The 20,403-nt window shown below is 74.1% G+C and carries 2 protein-coding genes; both read right to left on the minus strand.

All coding sequences use genetic code 11. The annotated features are described in order from the left end of the window. Positions 1-15,320 (minus strand): SDR family NAD(P)-dependent oxidoreductase (locus MHW47_RS11045; RefSeq protein WP_374230081.1); only part of this gene is annotated, 15,320 nt, incomplete at its 3' end. 73 nt (positions 15,321-15,393) lie between these two features. Continuing rightward, a complete protein-coding gene (locus MHW47_RS11050; protein WP_239222502.1) occupies positions 15,394-20,385 on the minus strand; it encodes a type I polyketide synthase in 4,992 nt (1,663 codons plus the stop codon). Positions 20,386-20,403: the final 18 nt, after the last annotated feature.

Here is a 20,403-nt window from a genome sequence, read left to right on the forward strand (position 1 = left end):
GCCGCCCCGGCCCGCCTGCGCCCGGCCGGGGCCAGGCCCCGCAGCAGGGCCGGCACCTCGTCCGTACGGGCCCGCAGCGCGGCCAGGTCGACGCGGAGCGGGACGAGCGCCGGGGCGTCGGCGGCGACCGCCGCGTCGAACAGCCACAGGCCCTCCTCCTCGGTGAGCGCCGGGGTTCCGGTGCGCCGCATCCGCTGGAGGTCGGCCTCGCCCAGCCACTGGCTGAGCCCGGTCTCGGTGGCCCACAGGCCGAACGCCATGGAGGTGGCGGCCAGCCCCTGCGAGCGGCGGTGCGCGGCGAGGGCGTCCAGGAAGACGTTGGCCGCCGCGTAGTTGCCCTGGCCTGCGGCCATGACGAGCCCGCCCGCCGACGAGAACAGCGCGAACACCGACAGGTCGAGGTGGGCGGTCAGCTCGTGCAGGTGCCAGGCCGCGTCCGCCTTGGCGCGCAGGACGTGGTCCATCTGGTCGGCGGTGAGCGCCCCGACGAGCCCGTTGTGGGCGACACCGGCCGCGTGGACGACGCCGCGCAGCGGATGTTCCGGGGCGATGCCCGCGAGGAGCGCGGCGACGGCCGCCCGGTCGGAGACGTCGCACGCGGCGATCTCCACCTGTGCGCCGAGCGCGGTCAGTTCGTCGCGGAGCCCGGCCGCGTTGGGCGCGGCGAGCCCGCGCCGCCCGGCGAGCACCAGATGGCGCACCCCGTGCGCGGTCACCAGGTGGCGGGCGACAATCGCACCGAGGCCCCCGGTGCCGCCGGTGATCAGGACGGTGCCGTCCGCGTCCCACGGCGTCCCGCCGCCGGGCGCGGCGGACCGGGCGAGCCGGGGCGCGAGCACCGTGTCGCGGCGTACGGCCAGTTCCGGTTCGCCGGAGGCAAGGGCTCCGGCGAGCGCGCGGGGCGCGGGCTCCCCCTCCTCCAGGTCGAGCAGCACGAACCGGCCCGGGTTCTCCGCCTGCGCCGCCCGGACCAGGCCCCACACGGGCGCCTGCCGCACATCGACCGGGTCGCCGTCCGCGACGGCCACTGCGGACCGGGTCACCAGCGCCAGCCGCGACTGCGCGAACCTCGGTTCGGCGAGCCACCGCTGTACGGCGGCCAGGGCCCCGTTCACGGCGGTACGCGTCCCCGCCGGGACCTCGTGTTCGGTGCCGGCGCCGTCCGCGTCCGCGAGGACGGGCAGCAGCACCACGTCCGGTACGGCGTCGCCGAGCGCGTCGAGCCCCGCGACGACCGGCACTCCGGCGACCACGAGGCCGGGCCCGGCCACCGCCCAGTCGCCGCGCGGCCCGCTGCCGCCGCCGACGGGCTGCCACTCGACGGCGAGCAGCGCCTCCCGGAACCCGCCGCCGCCCAGCTGTTCGGCGGCGACCGGCCGCAGTTGCAGCGCCTCCACGGAGGCCACGGGCGCCCCGGCCGGGTCGGCGAGGTCCAGCCGTACCGCGTTGCGCACGCCCTCGACCGGCGCGAGCCGGACCCGTACGGCGGTGGCGGACGCGGCGTGCAGGGTGATGCCGGTCCAGGAGAAGGGGAGCAGCGCCCGCCCCTCGTCCTCGTCGGCCCCGAGCCCGCCGAAGCCGAGCGCGTGCATGGAGGCGTCGAGCAGGGCGGGGTGCAGGCCGAAGCGCGCGGCGTCCGGATGCGCCTGCTCGGGCAGGGCGATCTCCGCGTACAGCGCGTCGCCGTGCCGCCAGGCTGCCGTCAGCCCCTGGAAGACGGGGCCGTAGCCGAACCCGCGTTCCTGGAGCCCGTCGTACAGGCCGTCCGCGTCCAGGGCTTCGGCGCCGGGGGGCGGCCATGCGGTGAGGTCGTGCGGCGCGGTCGCGTTCCCCGTTCCGGCGGCGACGACACCTTCGGCGTGCCGGCTCCACGGCTCGTCCGGGTGATTCTCGGGCCGCGAGTAGACGCGCACCGTACGCCGGGCCCGTGCGTCGGGTTCACCGACGACGACCTGGAGCGCGACCCCGCCGCGCTCGGGCAGCACCAGCGGCGCGTACAGCGTCAGCTCCTCCAGCAGCCCGCAGCCGACGTGGTCGGCGGCCTGGAGGGCCAGCTCCACGAACCCGGTGCCGGGCAGCAGGACGTTCCCGTGCACGGCGTGGTCGGCGACCCAGGGCTGGGCGTCCAGCGAGACGCGCGCGGTGAGCGTCACGGCTTCGGAGTCGGGCGACGCGACGACGGCCGCCAGCAGCGGGTGGTCCAACGCGTCCTGCCCGACGGCCACGGCGTCGGTCGCCGGCTTGGCCGCGTCCACCCAGTAGCGGGTGCGCTGGAACGGGTACGTGGGCAGCTCCACGGTCCGCGCCCCGGAACCCTCGTAGAACGCCTCCCAGTCCACCCGCGCCCCGTCCGCGTACAGCCGCCCCAGGGCCGTGACCAGCGCCTCGGGTTCGGGGCGGTTCTTGCGGACGGCCGGTACGAGGACGGCCGGCCGACCGCCTTCGTGCCGGCTTTCGTGACCGCCTTCGTGGCCGTCGAGGATCTGCTGGGCGAGGCCGGTCAGCACGCCGTCCGGCCCGATCTCCAGGAACCGGGTCACACCCTGCGCCGCCAGGGCCTCCACGGCCGCCACGAACCGGACGGGTTCGCGGACCTGATCGACCCAGTAGTCGGGGGACTGCCAGTCGGTGGAGGGGGCGCCGGTGACGGTGGAGACGACGGTGATGCGGGGCTCGTGGAAGGTGAGTTGGGTGGTGACGGCCCGGAAGTCGTCCAGCATCGGGTCCATGAGGGTGGAGTGGAAGGCGTGTGAGACGGGAAGGCGGGTGGTCTTGCGACCGGCGGCGGCGAAGTGCTCACCGACCGCCAGCGCCTCGGACTCGACACCCGAGACGACGACGGCCTGGGGACCGTTCACCGCAGCGATTCCCACACCGGACGTGAGAAGAGGACGAACCTCCTCTTCGGATGCCTGGACCGCGACCATCGCTCCGCCTGCGGGCAGGGCTTGCATGAGGCGTCCGCGAGCGGTGACGAGCTTTGCGGCGTCGGCAAGAGACAACACACCCGCGACATGCGCGGCAGCCAGTTCCCCGATCGAGTGACCGATCACGACGTCCGGCTTGACGCCCCAGCTCTCCACCAGCCGGAAAAGCGCCACCTCGAAAGCGAACAGCGCGGGCTGCGTGTACGCGGTCGAGTTGAGAGCGTCGGCGTCGTTCCCCCACACCACCTCCCGCAACCCTCCGGCGAGATGCGCGTCTACCTCCCCGCACACCTCATCAAACGCCCCCGCAAACACCGGGAACGCCTCATACAACTCCCGTCCCATACCGAGCCGCTGCGCACCTTGCCCCGTGAACAGGAACGCTGACTTCCCGCTCCGGCGGGCCTGGCCGCTCGCGACGGCAGGGGCGTTTCGGCCCTGTGCCAGGGCGGTCAGCCCGCGCAGCAGTTCCCCGGTGTCGGAGCCGACGACGACGGCACGGTGCGGGAACGCGGTGCGGGTGGTGACGAGCGACAGTCCGATGTCGGCCGGGCCGGTCGCGGGCGGCCCGTCGGTGAGCCGGCCGATCAGCTGTTCCGCCTGCGCGGCGAGCGCCTGCGGGCTCTTGGCCGACACCACCCACGGCACGACGGGCAACCCGGCCCCGTCGGCCTGCCCGGCGGGGACGTCAGCGGTCTGCGGCGGCTCCTCGACGATCACGTGGGCGTTCGTCCCGCTGATCCCGAAGGAGGACACCCCGGCCCGGCGCGGCCGGTCGGCGGGCTGCCACTCCCGTGCCTCGGTGAGCAGTTCGACGTTTCCGGCCTCCCAGTCCACCTGGTCCGACGGCGCGTCCACGTGCAGGGTCTTCGGCAGGACCCCGTGGCGCATGGCCATGACCATCTTCATGACGCCCGCGACACCCGAGGCGGCCTGGGTGTGGCCCATGTTCGACTTGATGGACCCCAGCCACAGCGGCCGGTCCTCATCGCGCCCCTGGCCATACGTGGCGAGGAGCGCCTGTGCCTCGATCGGGTCGCCGAGCGTCGTCCCCGTGCCGTGCGCCTCCACCGCGTCCACCTCGGCGGCCGTCAGCCCCGCATTGGCCAGCGCCTGGCGGATCACGCGCTGCTGCGACGGGCCGTTCGGCGCGGTCATGCCGTTGCTGGCGCCGTCCTGGTTGAGGGCGGAACCGCGGAGGACAGCGACGACGGGGTGGCCGTTGGCGCGGGCGTCGGACAGCCGTTCCAGGAGGAGGACACCGGCGCCCTCGCCCCAGGCGACGCCGTCCGCCGACGCCGCGAAGGACTTGGACCGGCCGTCCGGGGCGAGCCCGCGCTGCCGGCTGAACTCGATGAACATGCCCGGCGTGCCCATGACGGCGACCCCGCCGGCCAGGGCGAGCGAGCACTCCCCGGAGCGCAGTGCCTGGGCCGCCATGTGCAGCGCGACCAGCGACGACGAGCACGCCGTGTCCACGGTGACGGCCGGGCCCTCCAGACCCAGCGTGTAGGCGGTGCGGCCGGAGACGAGGCTGCCGCCACTGCTGGCCGCGGCCTCCACGCCGAGTGCGTAGTCGTGGTACATCACCCCGGCGAACACCCCGGTCGACGAACCCTTGAGCGTCGTCGGATCGATTCCCGCCCGCTCGATCGCCTCCCAGGACACCTCCAGGAGCAGCCGCTGCTGCGGATCGGTCATCAGCGCCTCGTTGGGGCTGATCCCGAAGAACACCGGATCGAACTCCGGGGCCTGGTAGAGGAAGCCACCCTCGCGGGCGTAGGTACGACCGGGGGTGCCGGGCTCGGGGTCGTACACGTCCAGGTCCCAGCCGCGGTCGCCCGGGAAGCCGCCGATGGCGTCCACGCCGTCCGCGACGAGCCGCCACAGCTCCTCCGGGGTCGTCACTCCGCCCGGATAGCGGCATCCCATGCCGACGATGACCACCGGGTCGTCGTCCCCGGCCGTGCCGCCCCCGGCGGGAAGGGCACGGGCGGGCGCGGGCAGGGCGGCGGCCGAACCGGCCACCTCCTCGCCCAGGTACGCGGCGACGGCGTCCGCGGTCGGGTAGTCGAAGATCAGCGTGGCCGGCAGCCGGAGCCCGCTCGCCGCACCGAGCCGGTTACGCAGCTCGACGGCGGCCAGCGAGTCGAAGCCCAGTTCGCTGAAGGCGCGCTCCGGTTCGATCGCGTCGGCGGAGGCGTGGCCGAGGACTCCGGCCACGTGCGTCCGTACGAGATCGAGGAGTGCCGCTCCACGCGCGGTGGCGTCCAGGCCGGTCAACCGGGCGAGGAGACCGTCACCCCCGTCGGTGGATTGCGCGGTACGGCGTACGGGAACGCGGACCAGTCCCCGGAGAAGCGCGGGGAGTTCAGTGGCGCGGTTCCGCAGCACGTTGGTGTCGATGCGCAGCGGGACGGTGGCCGCGAGGCCCGATGCCAGTGCGGCGTCGAAGAGGGCGAGGCCCTCCGTCGCGGACAGGGCGGGCAGCCCCTGGGCGGCCATGCGCTCCTCGGCCAGGCCCAGCATGTCCACGCTGGTCATGCCGGTGTCGACGCCCCACAGCCCGAAGGCCATCGCGGTCGCCGGAAGCCCTTCGGCGTGACGTTTGGCCGCGAGCGCGTCGAGGAAGACGTTGGCCGCCGCGTAGTTCCCCTGCCCGGCCGCCAGCACCAGACCACCGGCCGACGAGAACAACACGAACGCCGACAACCCCATGTCCCGCGTCAGCTCATGCAGATGCCACGCCGCATCCACCTTCGGCCGCAGGACGGTATCCATACGGCCGGGCGTCAACGCCCCCACCATTCCGTTGTCCGCGACACCGGCCACGTGCACGACACCCGACAGCGGGTACGCCGGGTCCACCGACCCGATCACAGCGGCCAGCGCACTCCGGTCCGCCACATCACACGCCGCCACGGAAACCGCGGCACCGAGCCCGGACAGCTCCGCGACCAGCGCGTCCACACCCGGCGTAGCCGCGCCCCGGCGACCGACGAGCAGCAGGTGCCGCACACCGTGCTCTGCCACCAGGTGCCGGGCCACGCGCGCACCCAGCCCACCGGTACCGCCGGTGATCAGTACGGTTCCGTCGGCGTCCCACGCGGGCGTGGCCTCGTTCCCGGCGGCTGTACCGGGCGCGGCGAGGGACAGGCGGGGCACCCACACCTCGCCTTCGCGGACGACGAGTTCCGGTTCGCCGAGGGCGCTCAGCCGGTCCCACGGCACGGACCCGTCCGAGTCGACCAGCAGGAACCGGCCCGGGTTCTCCGCCTGCGCGGCCCGGACCAGCCCCCAGACGGGTGCCTGCCGGACATCCACCGCCTCGCCCTCGGCCACGGCCACGGCACCGCGCGTGGCGACCACCAGCACCGCGCCCTCGGGCCGGTCCACGGACAGCCACTCCTGCACGGCCTCCAGCGCCCGGCCCACCAGTCCGTGCACGGCGGCCGGCACATCGGCGGCCGGCTCCCCCGCCCCGCAGTCGAACACGGCGGGCGCGGGCGCGCCGGAGGGCGTACGGGCAGGGGCGGCGGGCAGCTTGTTCCACGAGACACGGAAGAGGGAATCGTTGCCGCCCGTCGCCAGCTGCTCCGTCGAGACGGGCCGGCCGACGACCGCGCCCACGGTGGCGACGGGAGCCCCGGTGGCGTCCGCGACCTGCAACGACAGGCTCTCGGGGGTGGGCTGCGTGATCCTTACGCGGACGGCGGCGGCGCCCGTCGCGTGCAGGCTCACCTCGCGCCACACGAAGGGCAGGACGGTCTCGTCGCCCCCGGTGCCGTTGACGAGCGCCGCGTGCATGGCGGCGTCGAGGAGCGCCGGGTGCAGCCCGTACTTCTCGGCCTCGGCGTGCGCCTGCTCCGGCAGGGCGACCTCGGCGAACAGCACATCTCCCATGCGCCAGGCGGCCCTGAGCCCCTGGAACGTCGGCCCGTACCCGAAGCCCCGCTCACGCAAACCGTCGTAGGCGCCCTCCAGGGACAGCTCCTCCGCCCCGGCGGGCGGCCAGGCCGCGAGATCGAACGCGGCGGCCTGCGTACCGGGAGTGCCGGGGGCGCCGGGTGCGCCGGGGGCGAGCACCCCATCGGCATGCAGGGTCCACGGCAGGTCCGGGCGGTCCTCGGCACGCGAGTACACGCTCACCGAGCGGCGGGCGAACGCGTCGGCGGCTCCGACGACCATCTGCACGGCCACGGCACCGCGCTCGGGCAGGATGAGCGGCGCCTGAAGGGCCAGCTCCTCCAGAACCGTGCAGCCGACCTGGTCACCGGCCCGGATCGCCAGCTCCACGAAGCCCGTGCCCGGCAGCAGCACGCTCCCGAGTACGTCGTGGTCCACGATCCAGCCGTGCGTCCCGGCCGACAGCCGCCCGGTGAACGTCACCATGTCGGCGTCCGGCGACGGCACGACCGCCCCGAGCAGCGGATGCCCGGCCTCGATCAGCCCGGCCGTCGCCATGCTGCTGCCGCCGCCGATCCAGGAGTTGGCCAGGTACTCCTCCGTGCCCACCCAGTAGCGGGTGCGCTGGAAGGCGTACGTGGGCAGCTCCACGGTCCGTGCCCCGGCACCGGCGAAGTACGCCTTCCAGTCCACGCGGAGCCCGTCCACGTACAGCCGGCCCAGGCCCGCGACCAGCGATTCGGGCTCGGGGCGCTTCTTGCGTACGAGGGGGGTGAAGGAGGCGGTGTCGTCGGCGGCGGAGGCGGCACCGAGAGCGGTCAGGACCGCGTCGGGACCGATCTCCACGAAGGTGCGGGCCCCGAGTGCCTCGGCGGCGGTTACGGCGTCCGCGAAGCGGACGGGTTGGCGGACCTGGTCGACCCAGTAGTCGGGGGACTGCCAGTCGGTGGAGGGGGCGCCGGTGACGGTGGAGACGACGGTGGTCCGGGGTGCGTGGAACGTCAACTCAGCTGCAACGCCCCGGAAGTCGACCAGCATCGGGTCCATCAGGGATGAATGGAACGCGTGTGAGACGGGAAGGCGGCTGGTCTTGCGACCCAGGCCAGCGAAGTGCTCACCGATCGCCAGCGTCTCGGATTCCGCGCCGGAGACGACGACGGCCCGGGGACCGTTCACCGCAGCGATTCCCACACCGGCCGTAAGAAGAGGGCGAACCTCCTCTTCGGATGCCTGCACCGCGACCATCGCCCCGCCCGCAGGAAGCGCCTGCATCAACCGGCCCCGAGCGACAACCAGCTTCGCCGCATCAGCGAGGGACAGCACCCCGGCAACATGCGCGGCAGCCAACTCACCGATCGAGTGACCGATCACGACATCCGGCTTGACGCCCCAGCTCTCCACCAGCCGGAACAGAGCCACCTCGAAAGCGAACAGTGCGGGCTGCGTGTACGAGGTGGAGTTGAGGGCGTCGGCGTCGTTCCCCCACATCACCTCCCGCAACCCACGGTCCAGGTGCGCGTCTACCTCCCCGCACACCTCGTCAAACGCCCCCGCGAACACCGGGAAGGCGTCGTACAACTCGCGCCCCATACCGAGCTGCTGCGCGCCCTGACCCGTGAACAGGAACGCCGACTTCCCCGTTGCCCTCGTGGCGCCCCGTATGAGCCCCGCGTGCTCCTCGCCGGCCGCCAGCGCGGCCAGCGCACCCGTACGGTCGCCGAGGACGACGGCTCGGTGTTCGAACACCGGCCGGGAGGCCACCAGCGAGTGACCGATGTCCTCCGCACGGTGGTCGTCGGCCACGGTCAGCAGTTGGGCGGCCTGGCCGGCCAACGCGTCCGGGCTCTTCGCGGAGAGCACCCACGGGGTGACGGCCAGATCCGCTGACGGCCCTCCCGCCTTATCTGTCCCACCGACGCCCATCGCTTCGGGCGCTTCCTCCACGATGACGTGCGCGTTCGTCCCGCTGATGCCGAAGGACGAGATACCCGCGCGCCTCGGGTGCCCGGCCGGTGCCCATTCGCGGGCCTCCGTCAGCAGTTCCACGTCGCCCTCGGACCAGTCGATCTGGTCCGAACGCTCCTCCGCGTGCAGAGTCGGCGGCAGCACACCGTGTCGCATCGCCATGACCATCTTGATGATGCCCGCGACACCCGCAGCCGCCTGCGTGTGGCCCATGTTCGACTTGATCGACCCCAGCCACAGCGGCCGGCCCTCCGGCCTCCCCTGCCCGTACGTGGCGAGCAGCGCCTGCGCCTCGATCGGGTCACCGAGCGTCGTACCGGTGCCGTGCGCCTCCACCGCGTCCACCTCGGCCGCAGTCAGCCCCGCATGGGCCAGGGCCTGGCGGATGACGCGCTGCTGGGACGGGCCGTTCGGCGCCGTGAGGCCGTTGCTCGCACCGTCCTGGTTGAGCGCAGAGCCGCGCACCACCGCCAGCACGGGGTGGCCGTTGCGCCGTGCGTCGGACAGCCGCTCCAGGAGCAGCATGCCCGCGCCCTCGCCCCAGCCCGTGCCGTTGGCGCCGATACCGAAGGACTTGCAGCGGCCGTCGGGGGCCAGGCCGCGCTGCCGGCTGAACTCGACGAACACCTCGGGGGTCGCCATGACCGCGACACCGCCCGCGAGGGCCAGGGAGCACTCGCCGGAACGCAGCGCCTGAGCGGCCATGTGCAGGGAGACCAGCGAGGAGGAGCAGGCCGTGTCCACGGTGACGGCCGGGCCCTCCAGGCCGAACACGTACGAGACGCGGCCGGAGGCGATCGCTCCGGTGCTGTTGTTGGCCGCGTAGTCGTGGTACATCATCCCGGCGTAGACGCCGGTCATGCTGCCGCGCAGGGTCTCCGGGTCGATCCCGGCCCGCTCGAACGCCTCCCAGGCCGTCTCCAGCAGCAGGAACTGCTGTGGGTCCATGATCGCGGCCTCGTTGGGGCTGATCCCGAAGAACGCGGGGTCGAACTCGCCCGCCTCGTGGAGGAAACCGCCCTCGTTGGCGTAGCTGGTGTGCGGGCGCTCGGCGGTGGGGTCGTACACGCGGTCCAGGTCCCAGCCACGGTTGGCGGGGAAGTCGGAGACCGCGTCCACGCCGTCGGCGACGAGCCGCCACAACTGCTCGGGGCTGCGTACCCCGCCCGGATAGCGGCATGCCATGGAAACGATCACGATCGGGTCGGCGTCGTTCCCGCCATCGGCCCCGTTCACACCCCGTGCGGCGCTCACTTCGGCGAGGGAGCCGTCGAGTTCACCGAGCAGGTGCCGGGCCAGGGCGCGCGGGCTCGGGTAGTCGAAGGCGAGAGTCGCGGGCAGCCGTACCTCGGCGGCGGCGCTGACGGCGTTGCGGAACTCGACGGCCGTGAGCGAGTCGAAGCCCAGCTCGCTGAAGGCACGCGTCTCGTCCACGGCCTGCGCGTCCGGGTAGCCGAGGGCGACCGCGACCTGCGTACGGACGAGGTCCAGCAGGATGCGCTCCTGCTCCTCCCGGTCCAGCCCGGCCAGCCGGCCGCGCAGCGCCCCCGCCGTCTCCGGCGCCGAACCGGCGGCGCGCCGGGCCTGCCGTACGCGTACCAGCTTCCGGAAGAGGGGTGGCAGCGCCTCACCGGCCTCGGCGAGGGTGCGCACGTCGAGCCGGATCGGCAGGACGACCGGCGTGTCCACGGTGAGCGCCCGGTCGAAGAGTTCCACGCCGTACGCGGAGGTGAGGGCGCCGATGCCGGTGCGGCTCATGCGCTGGAGGTCGGCGTCGGTCAGGGCGCCGGACATGCCGCTCGCCCACAGGCCCCAGGCCAGGGAGCGGGCAGGCAGGCCGTGCGCGGTGCGGTGGCTGGCGAGGGCGTCGAGCAGGGCGTTGGCGGCGCCGTAGTTGCCCTGGCCGGGGACGCCGAGGACGCCGGTGGCCGAGGAGAACAGGACGAACGCCGACAGCTCCCGGTCGCGGGTCAGCTCGTGGAGGTGGAGCGCGGCGTCGGCCTTCGCCCGCAGAACGGTGTCCAGACGTTCCGGGGTCAGTGAGTCGATCAGTGTGTCGTCCAGGACGCCGGCCAGATGGACGACCCCGCTCAGCGGCACCCCGTCGAGGGCTGCCGCCAGGGCTTCCCGGTCCGCGACGTCGCAGGCCGCGACCGTGACCTCGGCGCCGAGCGCCCGCAGCTCGGCGGACAGGTCGGCGGCGCCGGGCGCGTCCGGCCCACGCCGGGAGAGCAGCAGCAGACCGCGTACGCCGTGGTGCGCGACGAGCCGCCGGGCGACCAGGCTGCCGAGCGCACCGGTCGCGCCCGTGACGAGGACGGTGCCGGTGCCGAAGTCGGGGCGGACCCGCGTCTCGGGGTCGTCGGTGAGGCGGACGAGACGGGCACCGTACACGGTCGTGCCGCGTACGAGGACCTGGGACTCGCCGGCCGCCAGGGCGGTCGCCGTCTGGGTGTCGTCGGTGAGGTCGTCCAGGTCGGCGAGGACGAACCGCCCGGGGTGCTCGGCCTGTGCGGAGCGTACGAGGCCCCAGACGGCCGCACCGGCCAGGTCGGTGACGTCGTCCACTCCCTGCGCGCCCGCCACGGCTCCGCTGGTGGCGACGAGCAGCTGGGAGCCGGCGGCGCGGTCGTCCGCGAGCCAGTGCTGGAGCGCGGCAAGGATCTCCGTGGTCGCGGCCCGGACCGTTGCCGGGTCCGCTCCCCGGTGCCGGGACCGCAGGACGACGCTGTCGGGCACCGGCCCGTCCGCGCGCAGCTCTGTCCAGTCGGCGGGGGCCGAAACCTGCTCGCCCGCCGGGAGTTCGACCCAGTCCAGGCCGAACAGCGACTCATGGGCCTCCGCGCGGGCGGCGGCCAGCTGTTCGGCGGTGACCTCGCGCAGGACCAGCGAGTCCACGGAGAGCACGGGCCGGCCGGTTTCGTCGGCGACGGACAGGGAAACGGCCCCGGCACCGTCCGGCGAGATCCGCACCCGCAGTCGCGCGGCCCCGGAAGCGTGCAACCGTACGCCCGTCCAGACGAACGGAAGAACGGGCCCGGTCGCCTCCGCGTACAGGTCCGTGAAGACGGAGCCGTGCAGCGAGGCGTCCAGCAGCGCCGGGTGCAGCCCGAAGGAGGCGGCCCCTGCCCGCGCCCCCTCGGGCAGCGCGACCTCGGCCCAGATGTCGTTCCCGGACCGCCAGGCGGCCGTCAGCCCCCGGAACGCGGGCCCGTACGCGAGCCCGGCTTCGGCCAGCGCCGCGTACATGCCGTCCGTGTCGACGGCCTCGGCGCCGGGCGGCGGCCACGCCGACAGGTCAAAGGCGGCCGGGTCCGCGGTGGCGGGCGCGAGGACGCCGGAGGCGTGCAGGGTCCAGGGCTGGTCGGGCTGGTCGTCCCGGCGCGAGTGAACGCTGAACGGCCGCCGCCCGGACGCGTCCGCGGCGCCCACCTCCACCTGGAGCGCGACGGCACCCCGTGCGGGCAGCACCAGCGGGGCTTGGAGCATGAGTTCGTCCAGCGCCTCGCAGCCGACCTGGTCCCCGGCCCGGACCGCGAGTTCGACGAAGCCGGTGCCGGGGAAGACCACGGAGCCCCCGACGACGTGATCGCCGAGCCAGGACTGCGCGGACAACGAGATCCGGCCCGTCAGGACGACCCCGCCGGAGTCGGCGAGCGAGACGACGGCGCCGAGCAGCGGATGCCCGGCCGCGGCCAGCCCGGCCGCGGAAACGTCACCGGGGGTGCCGGTTCCCTCGACCCAGTAGCGGGTGCGCTGGAAGGCGTACGTGGGCAGAGCGACCTTGCGGGCCCCGCAGCCCGCGTAGAACGCTTCCCAGTCGACGACCAGGCCGGCGGTGAACAGCCGCCCGAGACCCGCGACCAGCGTCTCGGACTCGCTGCGGTTCTTACGTATCAGCGCGACGCAGCTCGTGCTCTCGTCGGTGGCGGAAGCGGCACCGAGGGCGGTGAGGACGGCGTCCGGGCCGATCTCGACGAACGTACGGGCCCCGAGGGCTTCGGCCGCGTTTACGGCGTCCGCGAAGCGGACAGGGCGACGGACCTGATCGACCCAGTACTCCGGCGACTGCCACTCCGACGACAGCGCACCGGACACGGTAGAGACGACGGCGATGCGAGGCTCGTTGAAGGTCAACCCATCTGTGACAGCCCGGAACTCGTCGAGCATCGGGTCCATCAGCGAGGAATGGAACGCGTGCGAGACGGAAAGACGCCGAACCTTCCGCCCCAGGCCCGTGAAGTGCTCACCCACGGCAACCGCCTCGGACTCCACGCCCGACACCACAACGGAACGGGGCCCGTTCACCGCGGCGATTCCGACACCGGAGGTGAGAAGAGGGCGCACCTCCTCTTCGGACGCCTGCACCGCGACCATCGCCCCACCCGCAGGGAGGGCTTGCATGAGACGGCCCCGAGCGACGACCAGCTTCGCCGCATCCGCGAGAGACAGCACCCCGGCAACATGCGCGGCGGCCAGCTCCCCAATCGAGTGACCGATCACGACGTCCGGCTTGACGCCCCAACTCTCCACCAGCCGGAACAGAGCTACCTCGAACGCGAACAACGCGGGCTGCGTGTACGCGGTCGAGTTGAGGACGTCGGCGTCGTTCCCCCACACCACCTCCCGCAACCCCGTAACGAGATGCGCGTCTACCTCCCCGCACACCTCATCAAACGCCCCCGCAAACACCGGGAACGCCTCATACAGCTCACGCCCCATACCGAGCCGCTGCGCACCCTGGCCCGTGAACAGGAACGCCGTCTTGCCCTTCGCAGCCACTCCCCGGACCACCGCCGGGTGGGTTTCGCCTTCGATCAGCGCGGTAAGACCGGCCAGCGCCGTCTCCCGGCTCTCGGCGAGGACGACCGCGCGGTGGTCGAGGGCGGCGCGGGAGGTCGCCAGGGAGTACGCGAAGTCGGCGTCGCTCGTCTCCGTGTCCGCGGTGACCTGTGCGTGGAGACGGCCGGCCTGGGCGGCGAGGGCCGCCGCGTCGCGTCCGGAGAGCGTCCACGGCAGGACGGACGGCAGGGGTGTGACGGGGACGGCAGGCGCTTCGGGGGCCGCCTCATCGGTGTCGGGGGCGTCCGCCTCCGGGGCCTCCTCCAGGATCACGTGCGCGTTGGTGCCGCTGACGCCGAACGCCGAGACGCCCGCACGGCGCGGGCGGTCCTCGGGGCGTTCCCAGGGGCGGGTCTCCGTCAGCAGCCGCACCCGCCCCGCCGACCAGTCCACGTGGCTCGACGGCTCGTCCACGTGCAGGGTCTTGGGCAGTACGCCGTGGCGCAGCGCCTCGACCATCTTGATGATGCTGCCGACACCCGCCGCGGCCTGCGCGTGGCCCATGTTCGACTTGATGGACCCCAGCCACAGCGGCCGGTCCTCGTCGCGCCCCTGGCCGTACGTGGCGAGGAGTGCCTGCGCCTCGATCGGGTCGCCGAGCGTCGTGCCCGTGCCGTGGCCCTCGACGGCGTCGACGTGGGTGGCGGAGAGCCGGGCGTTGGCGAGCGCCTGGCGGATGACGCGCTGCTGGGCCCGCCCGTTGGGGGCGGTGAGGCCGTTGCTGGCACCGTCCTGGTTGACCGCGCTGCCGCGTACGACGGCGAGGACGGGGTGGCCGTTGCGGCGGGCGTCCGCGAGGCGTTCGAGGACGAGCATGCCGGCGCCCTCGGACCAGCCGGTGCCGTCCGCCGCCTCCGCGAACGCCTTGCAGCGGCCGTCCGGGGCGAGGCCGCGCTGACGGCTGAAGGCGATGAACGGGGACGGCGTGGACATCACCATGACGCCGCCCGCGAGCGCGAGCGTGCATTCGCGGCGGCGCAGGGCGGTGGCGGCCAGGTGGAGGGAGACGAGCGACGAGGAGCAGGCCGTGTCCACGGTGACGGCGGGGCCTTCGAGGCCCATGGTGTAGGAGATGCGGCCGGAGATGACGGCGGCGGCGTTGCCGGTCGTCATGTAGGCCTCGGCGACCTCGCCCGCCGCGCCGACGATGTACTCGTAGTCCTGGATGCCGGAGCCGGCGAACACGCCGACCGGCTTGCCGCGCAGTGACGTCGGGTCGATGCCGGCCCGCTCGACGGCCTCCCAGGCGACCTCCAGAAGGAGTCGCTGCTGCGGGTCCATGGTGAGCGCTTCGTTGGGGCTGATCCCGAAGAATCCGGCGTCGAAGCCGGCGACGTCCCGGACGAACCCGCCCTCGTTCACGTAGCTGCCGCCGCCGGCGGTGTCGCCCTCCTCGCCGCGCAGCGCGTCGAGGTCCCAGCCTCGGTCGGTGGGGAAGGTGGAGATGGCGTCACGGCCCTCGGCGACGAGCCGCCACAGCTCCTCGGGGGTGCTGACCCCGCCCGGGTAGCGGCAGCTCATCGCGACGATGGCGATGGGCTCGTGGTCCTGGTTCTCGGCCTCCTGGAGCCTGCGCCGCGTCTGGTGCAGATCCGCCGTGACCCGCTTGAGGTAGTCGAGAAGCCGTGCGTCGTCATTGGACATGTTGGTCCCACCGAGTCCTTGTTCATGCCGGTTCATGCCGTGAGGTCGAGTCGGGTCGCAGCTGCGGGGCGGGGCCCGGTGCCGTCGCGGGCACCGGGCGTGCGGTCGGTCAGGTGAGGCCGAGTTCGTTGTCGATGAAGGCGAAGACGTCGTCGGCGGAGGCGGCTTCCAGCTGGTCGCCGACGTTCTGGCCGGCGTCGCCGTGCTGGGCGTCGAGGGTCGCGGTCAGCCGGGTGAGCAGGCCCTGGAGGCGTGCGGTGATCCGGGTGGCCTCGATGTCCTCGGCGGCCAGGGCGGCGGCGGCCTCCTCCAGCCGGTCGAGCTGGGCCAGCACGGGGAGTTCGCCGAGGCTGTCGCCCCGGCACAGCTCCGTCCAGAGGTGACCGGCCAGCGCGCCGGGGCTCGGGTGGTCGTAGATCATGCTGGTGGGCAGGGGGCGTCCGGTCGCCGCGACGAGCTTGGTGCGCAGGTCCACGGCGGCCACCGAGTCGAACCCGAGGTCGGTGAAGCCCCGGTCCGCGCCGACGTCGGCCGGGTCGTCGTACCCGAGCAGCGCCGCGACATGCGTGCGGACGAGGTCGAGCAGAGCGGACCGCTGTTCCTGTTCGGCGAGCCCGGCCAGCCGGTCCGCGAGCCCGGAACCTTCGGCGCCGCCGTCCCCCGTACCGTCCGTGTCCAGCGCGGCCCGTGCCTCGGGCAGGGCGTCCAGGAGCGGGCGGGGGCGGGCCAGTACGTAGGTGGGGGCGAAGCGGTCCCAGTCGAAGTCGGCGACCACGGCGTGCGAGCCGCCGCCCGTCAGGATGCGGCGCAGCGCCCCGATGGCGAGCGCCGGGTCCATCGCGGGGGCGCCCATGCGGCGCATGAGGGCGGCGAGTTCGGCGTCGACCATTCCCCCGTCCCACGATCCCCATGCCACCGAAGTGGCGGCGAGTCCACGGGCGCGCCGGTGGTGCGCGAGCCCGTCGAGGAAGGCGTTGGCGCTCCCGTACGCGGACTGGCCCGCGCTGCCCCAGACGGCGGCGCCGGACGAGAACAGCACGAACGCGTCGAGCGGGGTGTCACCGAGGAGTTCGTCCAGGTGGCGGGCGCCGAGCACCTTGGCGTCGGCCACGTGCGCCAGCTCGTCGAGGCTCAGCTCGCCGAGGGGCGCGATGCGCTGCGGGAGCCCGGCCGCGTGGAACACGGCGGTGAGCCCGGTGAGGCCGTCGAGCAGGGTGCGTACGGATGCGCGGTCGGCCATGTCGCAGGCCGCGACGGTGACCCGGGTGCCCATGGCCTCGATGTCGGCGGCCAGTTCGGCGGCGCCCGGCGCGTCCGGGCCGCGCCGCCCGGCGAGCACCACGTGTGCGGCACCGTCCGCGGCGAGCATCCGCGCCACGTGGGCGCCGATGCCGCCGGTGCCTCCGGTGACGAGGACGGTGCCCCTGGCCCGCCAGTGCGCGACCGGGTCGGGCTGCGCCGGCCGGACCAGCCGGCGGGCGTAGACGCCCTCGGGGCGGATGGCCACCTGGTCCTCGCCGCTTCCCCCGGCGAGGATGTCGCAAACCCGGTGCAGGGCCGTGTCGTCGGCGTCCGGGGGCAGGTCGATCAGGCCGCCCCACGTGTCCGGGGCTTCCAAGGCGAGGGCCGCGCCGAGCCCCCATACCGCGCTCTGTTCGGGCCGCACGGCCGTGTCCGCGTCGTCCGTGGCCACCGCGCCCCGCGTGAGGCACCACACCGGGGCCGCCCACTCGAGAGCCGCCGTCCCCCGCAGCAGGGCGGTGGTGTCGGCGAGCCCCTGGGAGAGCGCCGGGTGGTCCGGATGCGGGGTGCCGTCGAGCGCGAGGAGGCTGACGATCCCGGCGGGCGGCACGGACGGCGGCACGCCGTCGGACAGCGACGAGCTGTCGGCCGGGGGCAGTCCGTTGGCCAGTACGGGGTGTACGCCCCGCTCCGTCAGCACCCCGGCCAGCGCCTCCGCGAGCGGGCGCTGTTCCGGTGTGTGCACGACGAGCCAGTCACCGGTGAGCGCGGCGGGCGGCGCGAAGTCGGCGACGGGCGCCCAGGAGACCCGGTAGCGCAGCGCGTCGACGGCCGACGCCTCGCGCCGCCCGGCCCGCCAGCTGGTGAGCGCGGGCAGCACGGGGGCCAGGTCGGCGGGGGCGACCCCGATCCGCTCGGCGAGCCCGGCCGTGTCCTCCCGCTCCACGGCCTCCCAGAACCCGGCCTCGCCCGGGTCCGCCGGACCAGCGGCCGGGGCCGTGTCGGGCGCGGCGGCCCAGTAGGTGCGGTGCTGGAAGGCGTACGTGGGCAGGTCCACGCGGTGCGGGCGGTACCCGGTCGCGGTGAAGCAGGCGTTCCAGTCGACGGGTACGCCGCGCGCGTGGAGCAGTGCCACGGCCTCCGTCAGCACGCGTGCCTCGTCGCGGTCCCGGCGCAGGGCGGCGGTGAAGACCGGCGGCTCCGCGCCCTCGTCGGCGCCGGTCAGGCAGTCGGGCCCGAGGGGGGTGAGGGCGGCGTCCGGGCCGAGTTCCAGGAAGGTGTGGACGCCCTTGGCGGCGAGCGCGCGCACCGCGTCGCCGAACCGGACGCTCGCCCGGACGTGCCGCACCCAGTAGTCGGCGCAGCCCAGTTCGTCACCCCCGGCGAGTTCGCCCGTGACCGTGGAGACGACCGGGATGCGGGCGGGGGCGTACGTGACGCTCTCGGCGACCGTACGGAAATCGTCGAGCATCGGTTCCATGAGCGGCGAGTGGAAGGCGTGCGACACGGCGAGACGCTTGGTGCGGCGGCCCTCGCCCGCGAAGTGCGCGGCGATCGCGAGGGCGTCGGTCTCGGCCCCGGAGACGATCACGGAACGCGGCCCGTTGAGCGCGGCGATCCCGGTGGCCGGGGTGAGCAGCGGCGCCACCTCGTCCTCGGACGCCTCCACGGCGATCATCGCCCCGTCCGCCGGGAGCGCCTGCATCAGCCGGCCCCGGGCGGCGACCAGCTTCGCGGCGTCCGCGAGGGACAGCACCCCGGCCACATGCGCCGCGGCGAACTCGCCCACGGAGTGCCCGGCCAGGAAGTCCGGCCGCACCCCCCAGGACTCGACCAGCCGGTACAGCGCCACCTCGCACGCGAACAACGCCGGCTGGGCCGTCCCCGTACCGTCGAGCAGTTCCCGGTCGTCGCCCCACATCGCCGCCCGCAACGACCCGTCGAGGTGTACGTCGAGCGCGTCCACGGCCTCGTCGAGGGCATGGGCGAACACCGGGTAGGCGGCGTACAGCTCCCGCCCCATGCCGAGGCGCTGGGCGCCCTGCCCGGTGAACAGGACGGCGCTCAGCGCGTCCGGCCGGGCGTCCCCGGTGACGGCGGCCTCCACGGCTCCGTCCGCGACGTCGCGCAGCGCCCGTACGAGATCGGCGTGCCCGCCGTCCGCCCGCGTGTCGGCGATGACTACGGCCCGGTGTTCCAGCGCGGCGCGGGTGGTGGCGAGCGACCAACCGGTGTCGGCGAGGGGGACGGCCGGGTGGGCTTCCAGATGGTCGGCGAGCCGGGCGGCCTGGGCGGCCAGCGCATCGGGCCGCCGGGCGGAGAACGACACGGGGACGAAGCGGGGAGCGGCGCCCTCGCCGTCACCCTCGCCCTCGACCTCGCCCGTGTGCGCGGAGTCGGCGGCGGCCCGCGCCGTGCGTTCCCCGACGGCCGGGGTCTCACTCGTACGGTTCCCGGCGGTGGCGCCCCGCGCCGTACCCGGCGCGGGTGCGGCGGAAACGGTCTCCGCCGGGGCTTCTTCCACGATCACGTGCACGTTCGTGCCGCTCAGCCCGAACGACGACACCCCGGCGCGCCTGGCACGCCCCAGGTCCGGCCAGGCGACGGGCTCGGTCAGCAGGCGTACGCTGCCGGCGCTCCAGTCGACGTTGGGGCTCGGCTCGTCCACGTGCAGGGTGCGCGGCAGGACGCCCGCCTTCATCGCCTGCACCATCTTGATCACTCCGCCGACCCCGGCGGCCGCCTGGGCGTGGCCGATGTTCGACTTGAACGAACCCAGCCACAGCGGACGGTCGGCGGGCCGCTCGCGCCCATAGGCGGCGATGAGCGCCTGTGCCTCGATCGGGTCACCGAGGGTGGTGCCGGTGCCGTGCGCCTCGACGGCGTCCACATCGGCGGGCACGAGGCCGCCGGAGGCCAGGGCCTGCTGGATGACGCGCTGCTGCGAGGGTCCGTTCGGCGCGGTCAGCCCGTTGGACGCGCCGTCCGAGTTCATCGCCGACCCGCGTACGACGGCGAGGACGGGGTGCCCGTTGCGCCGTGCGTCGGACAGGCGCTCGACGAGGAGCATGCCCGCGCCCTCGGACCACGTGGTGCCGTCGGCCGCCGCCGCGAAGGACTTGCAGCGCCCGTCCGGTGCCAGGCCGCGGTCCTGGCTGAAGCCCACGAAGGAGTCGGGGCTCGCCATGACGGTCACCCCGCCCGCGAGCGCCAGCGCGCACTCGCCGCTGCGGACGGACTGCACGGCGAGGTGGAGCGCGACGAGCGAGGACGAGCACGCCGTGTCCACGGTGACGGCCGGGCCCTCCAGGCCCAGCGTGTAGGCGATGCGCCCGGAGGCGACGCTCGCCAGACCACCGGTCCCGCCGCCGCCCGGATAGTCGTGGTAGACGACCCCGGCGAACACCCCGGTCCGGCTGCCCTTCAACGACGTCGGGTCGATGCCGGCGCGTTCGATGACCTCCCAGGACACCTCCAGGAGCAGCCGCTGCTGCGGATCGGTGTCCCGGGCCTCGCGCGGGCTGATCTTGAAGAAGTCCGCGTCGAAGTCCCCGGCGTCGTGCAGGAAGCCGCCCTCGCGGCAGTACGTCTTGCCCGGCGTCGAGGGCTCGGGGTCGTACAGGGCCTCCATGTCCCAGCCACGCCCGTCCGGGAACAGCGAAACGGCGTCCCGGCCCGCGTCCACGAGCTGCCACAGGTCCTCGGGCGAGGCGATGCCCCCGGGGAAGCGGCAGCCCATCGCCACGATCGCGACCGGCTCACTGGCCCGCGCCTCGGCCTCCGACAACTGGCGTCGGGTGCGCTGGAGTTCCGCGGTCGCGCGCTTGAGATAGTCCCGGAGCTTGTCGTCGTTGCTCATCGAACCTCAACCAATCTG

Origin of the sequence: Streptomyces sp. OfavH-34-F, assembly GCF_022347745.1 — a bacterium.
Taxonomy (GTDB): Bacteria; Actinomycetota; Actinomycetes; order Streptomycetales; family Streptomycetaceae; genus Streptomyces.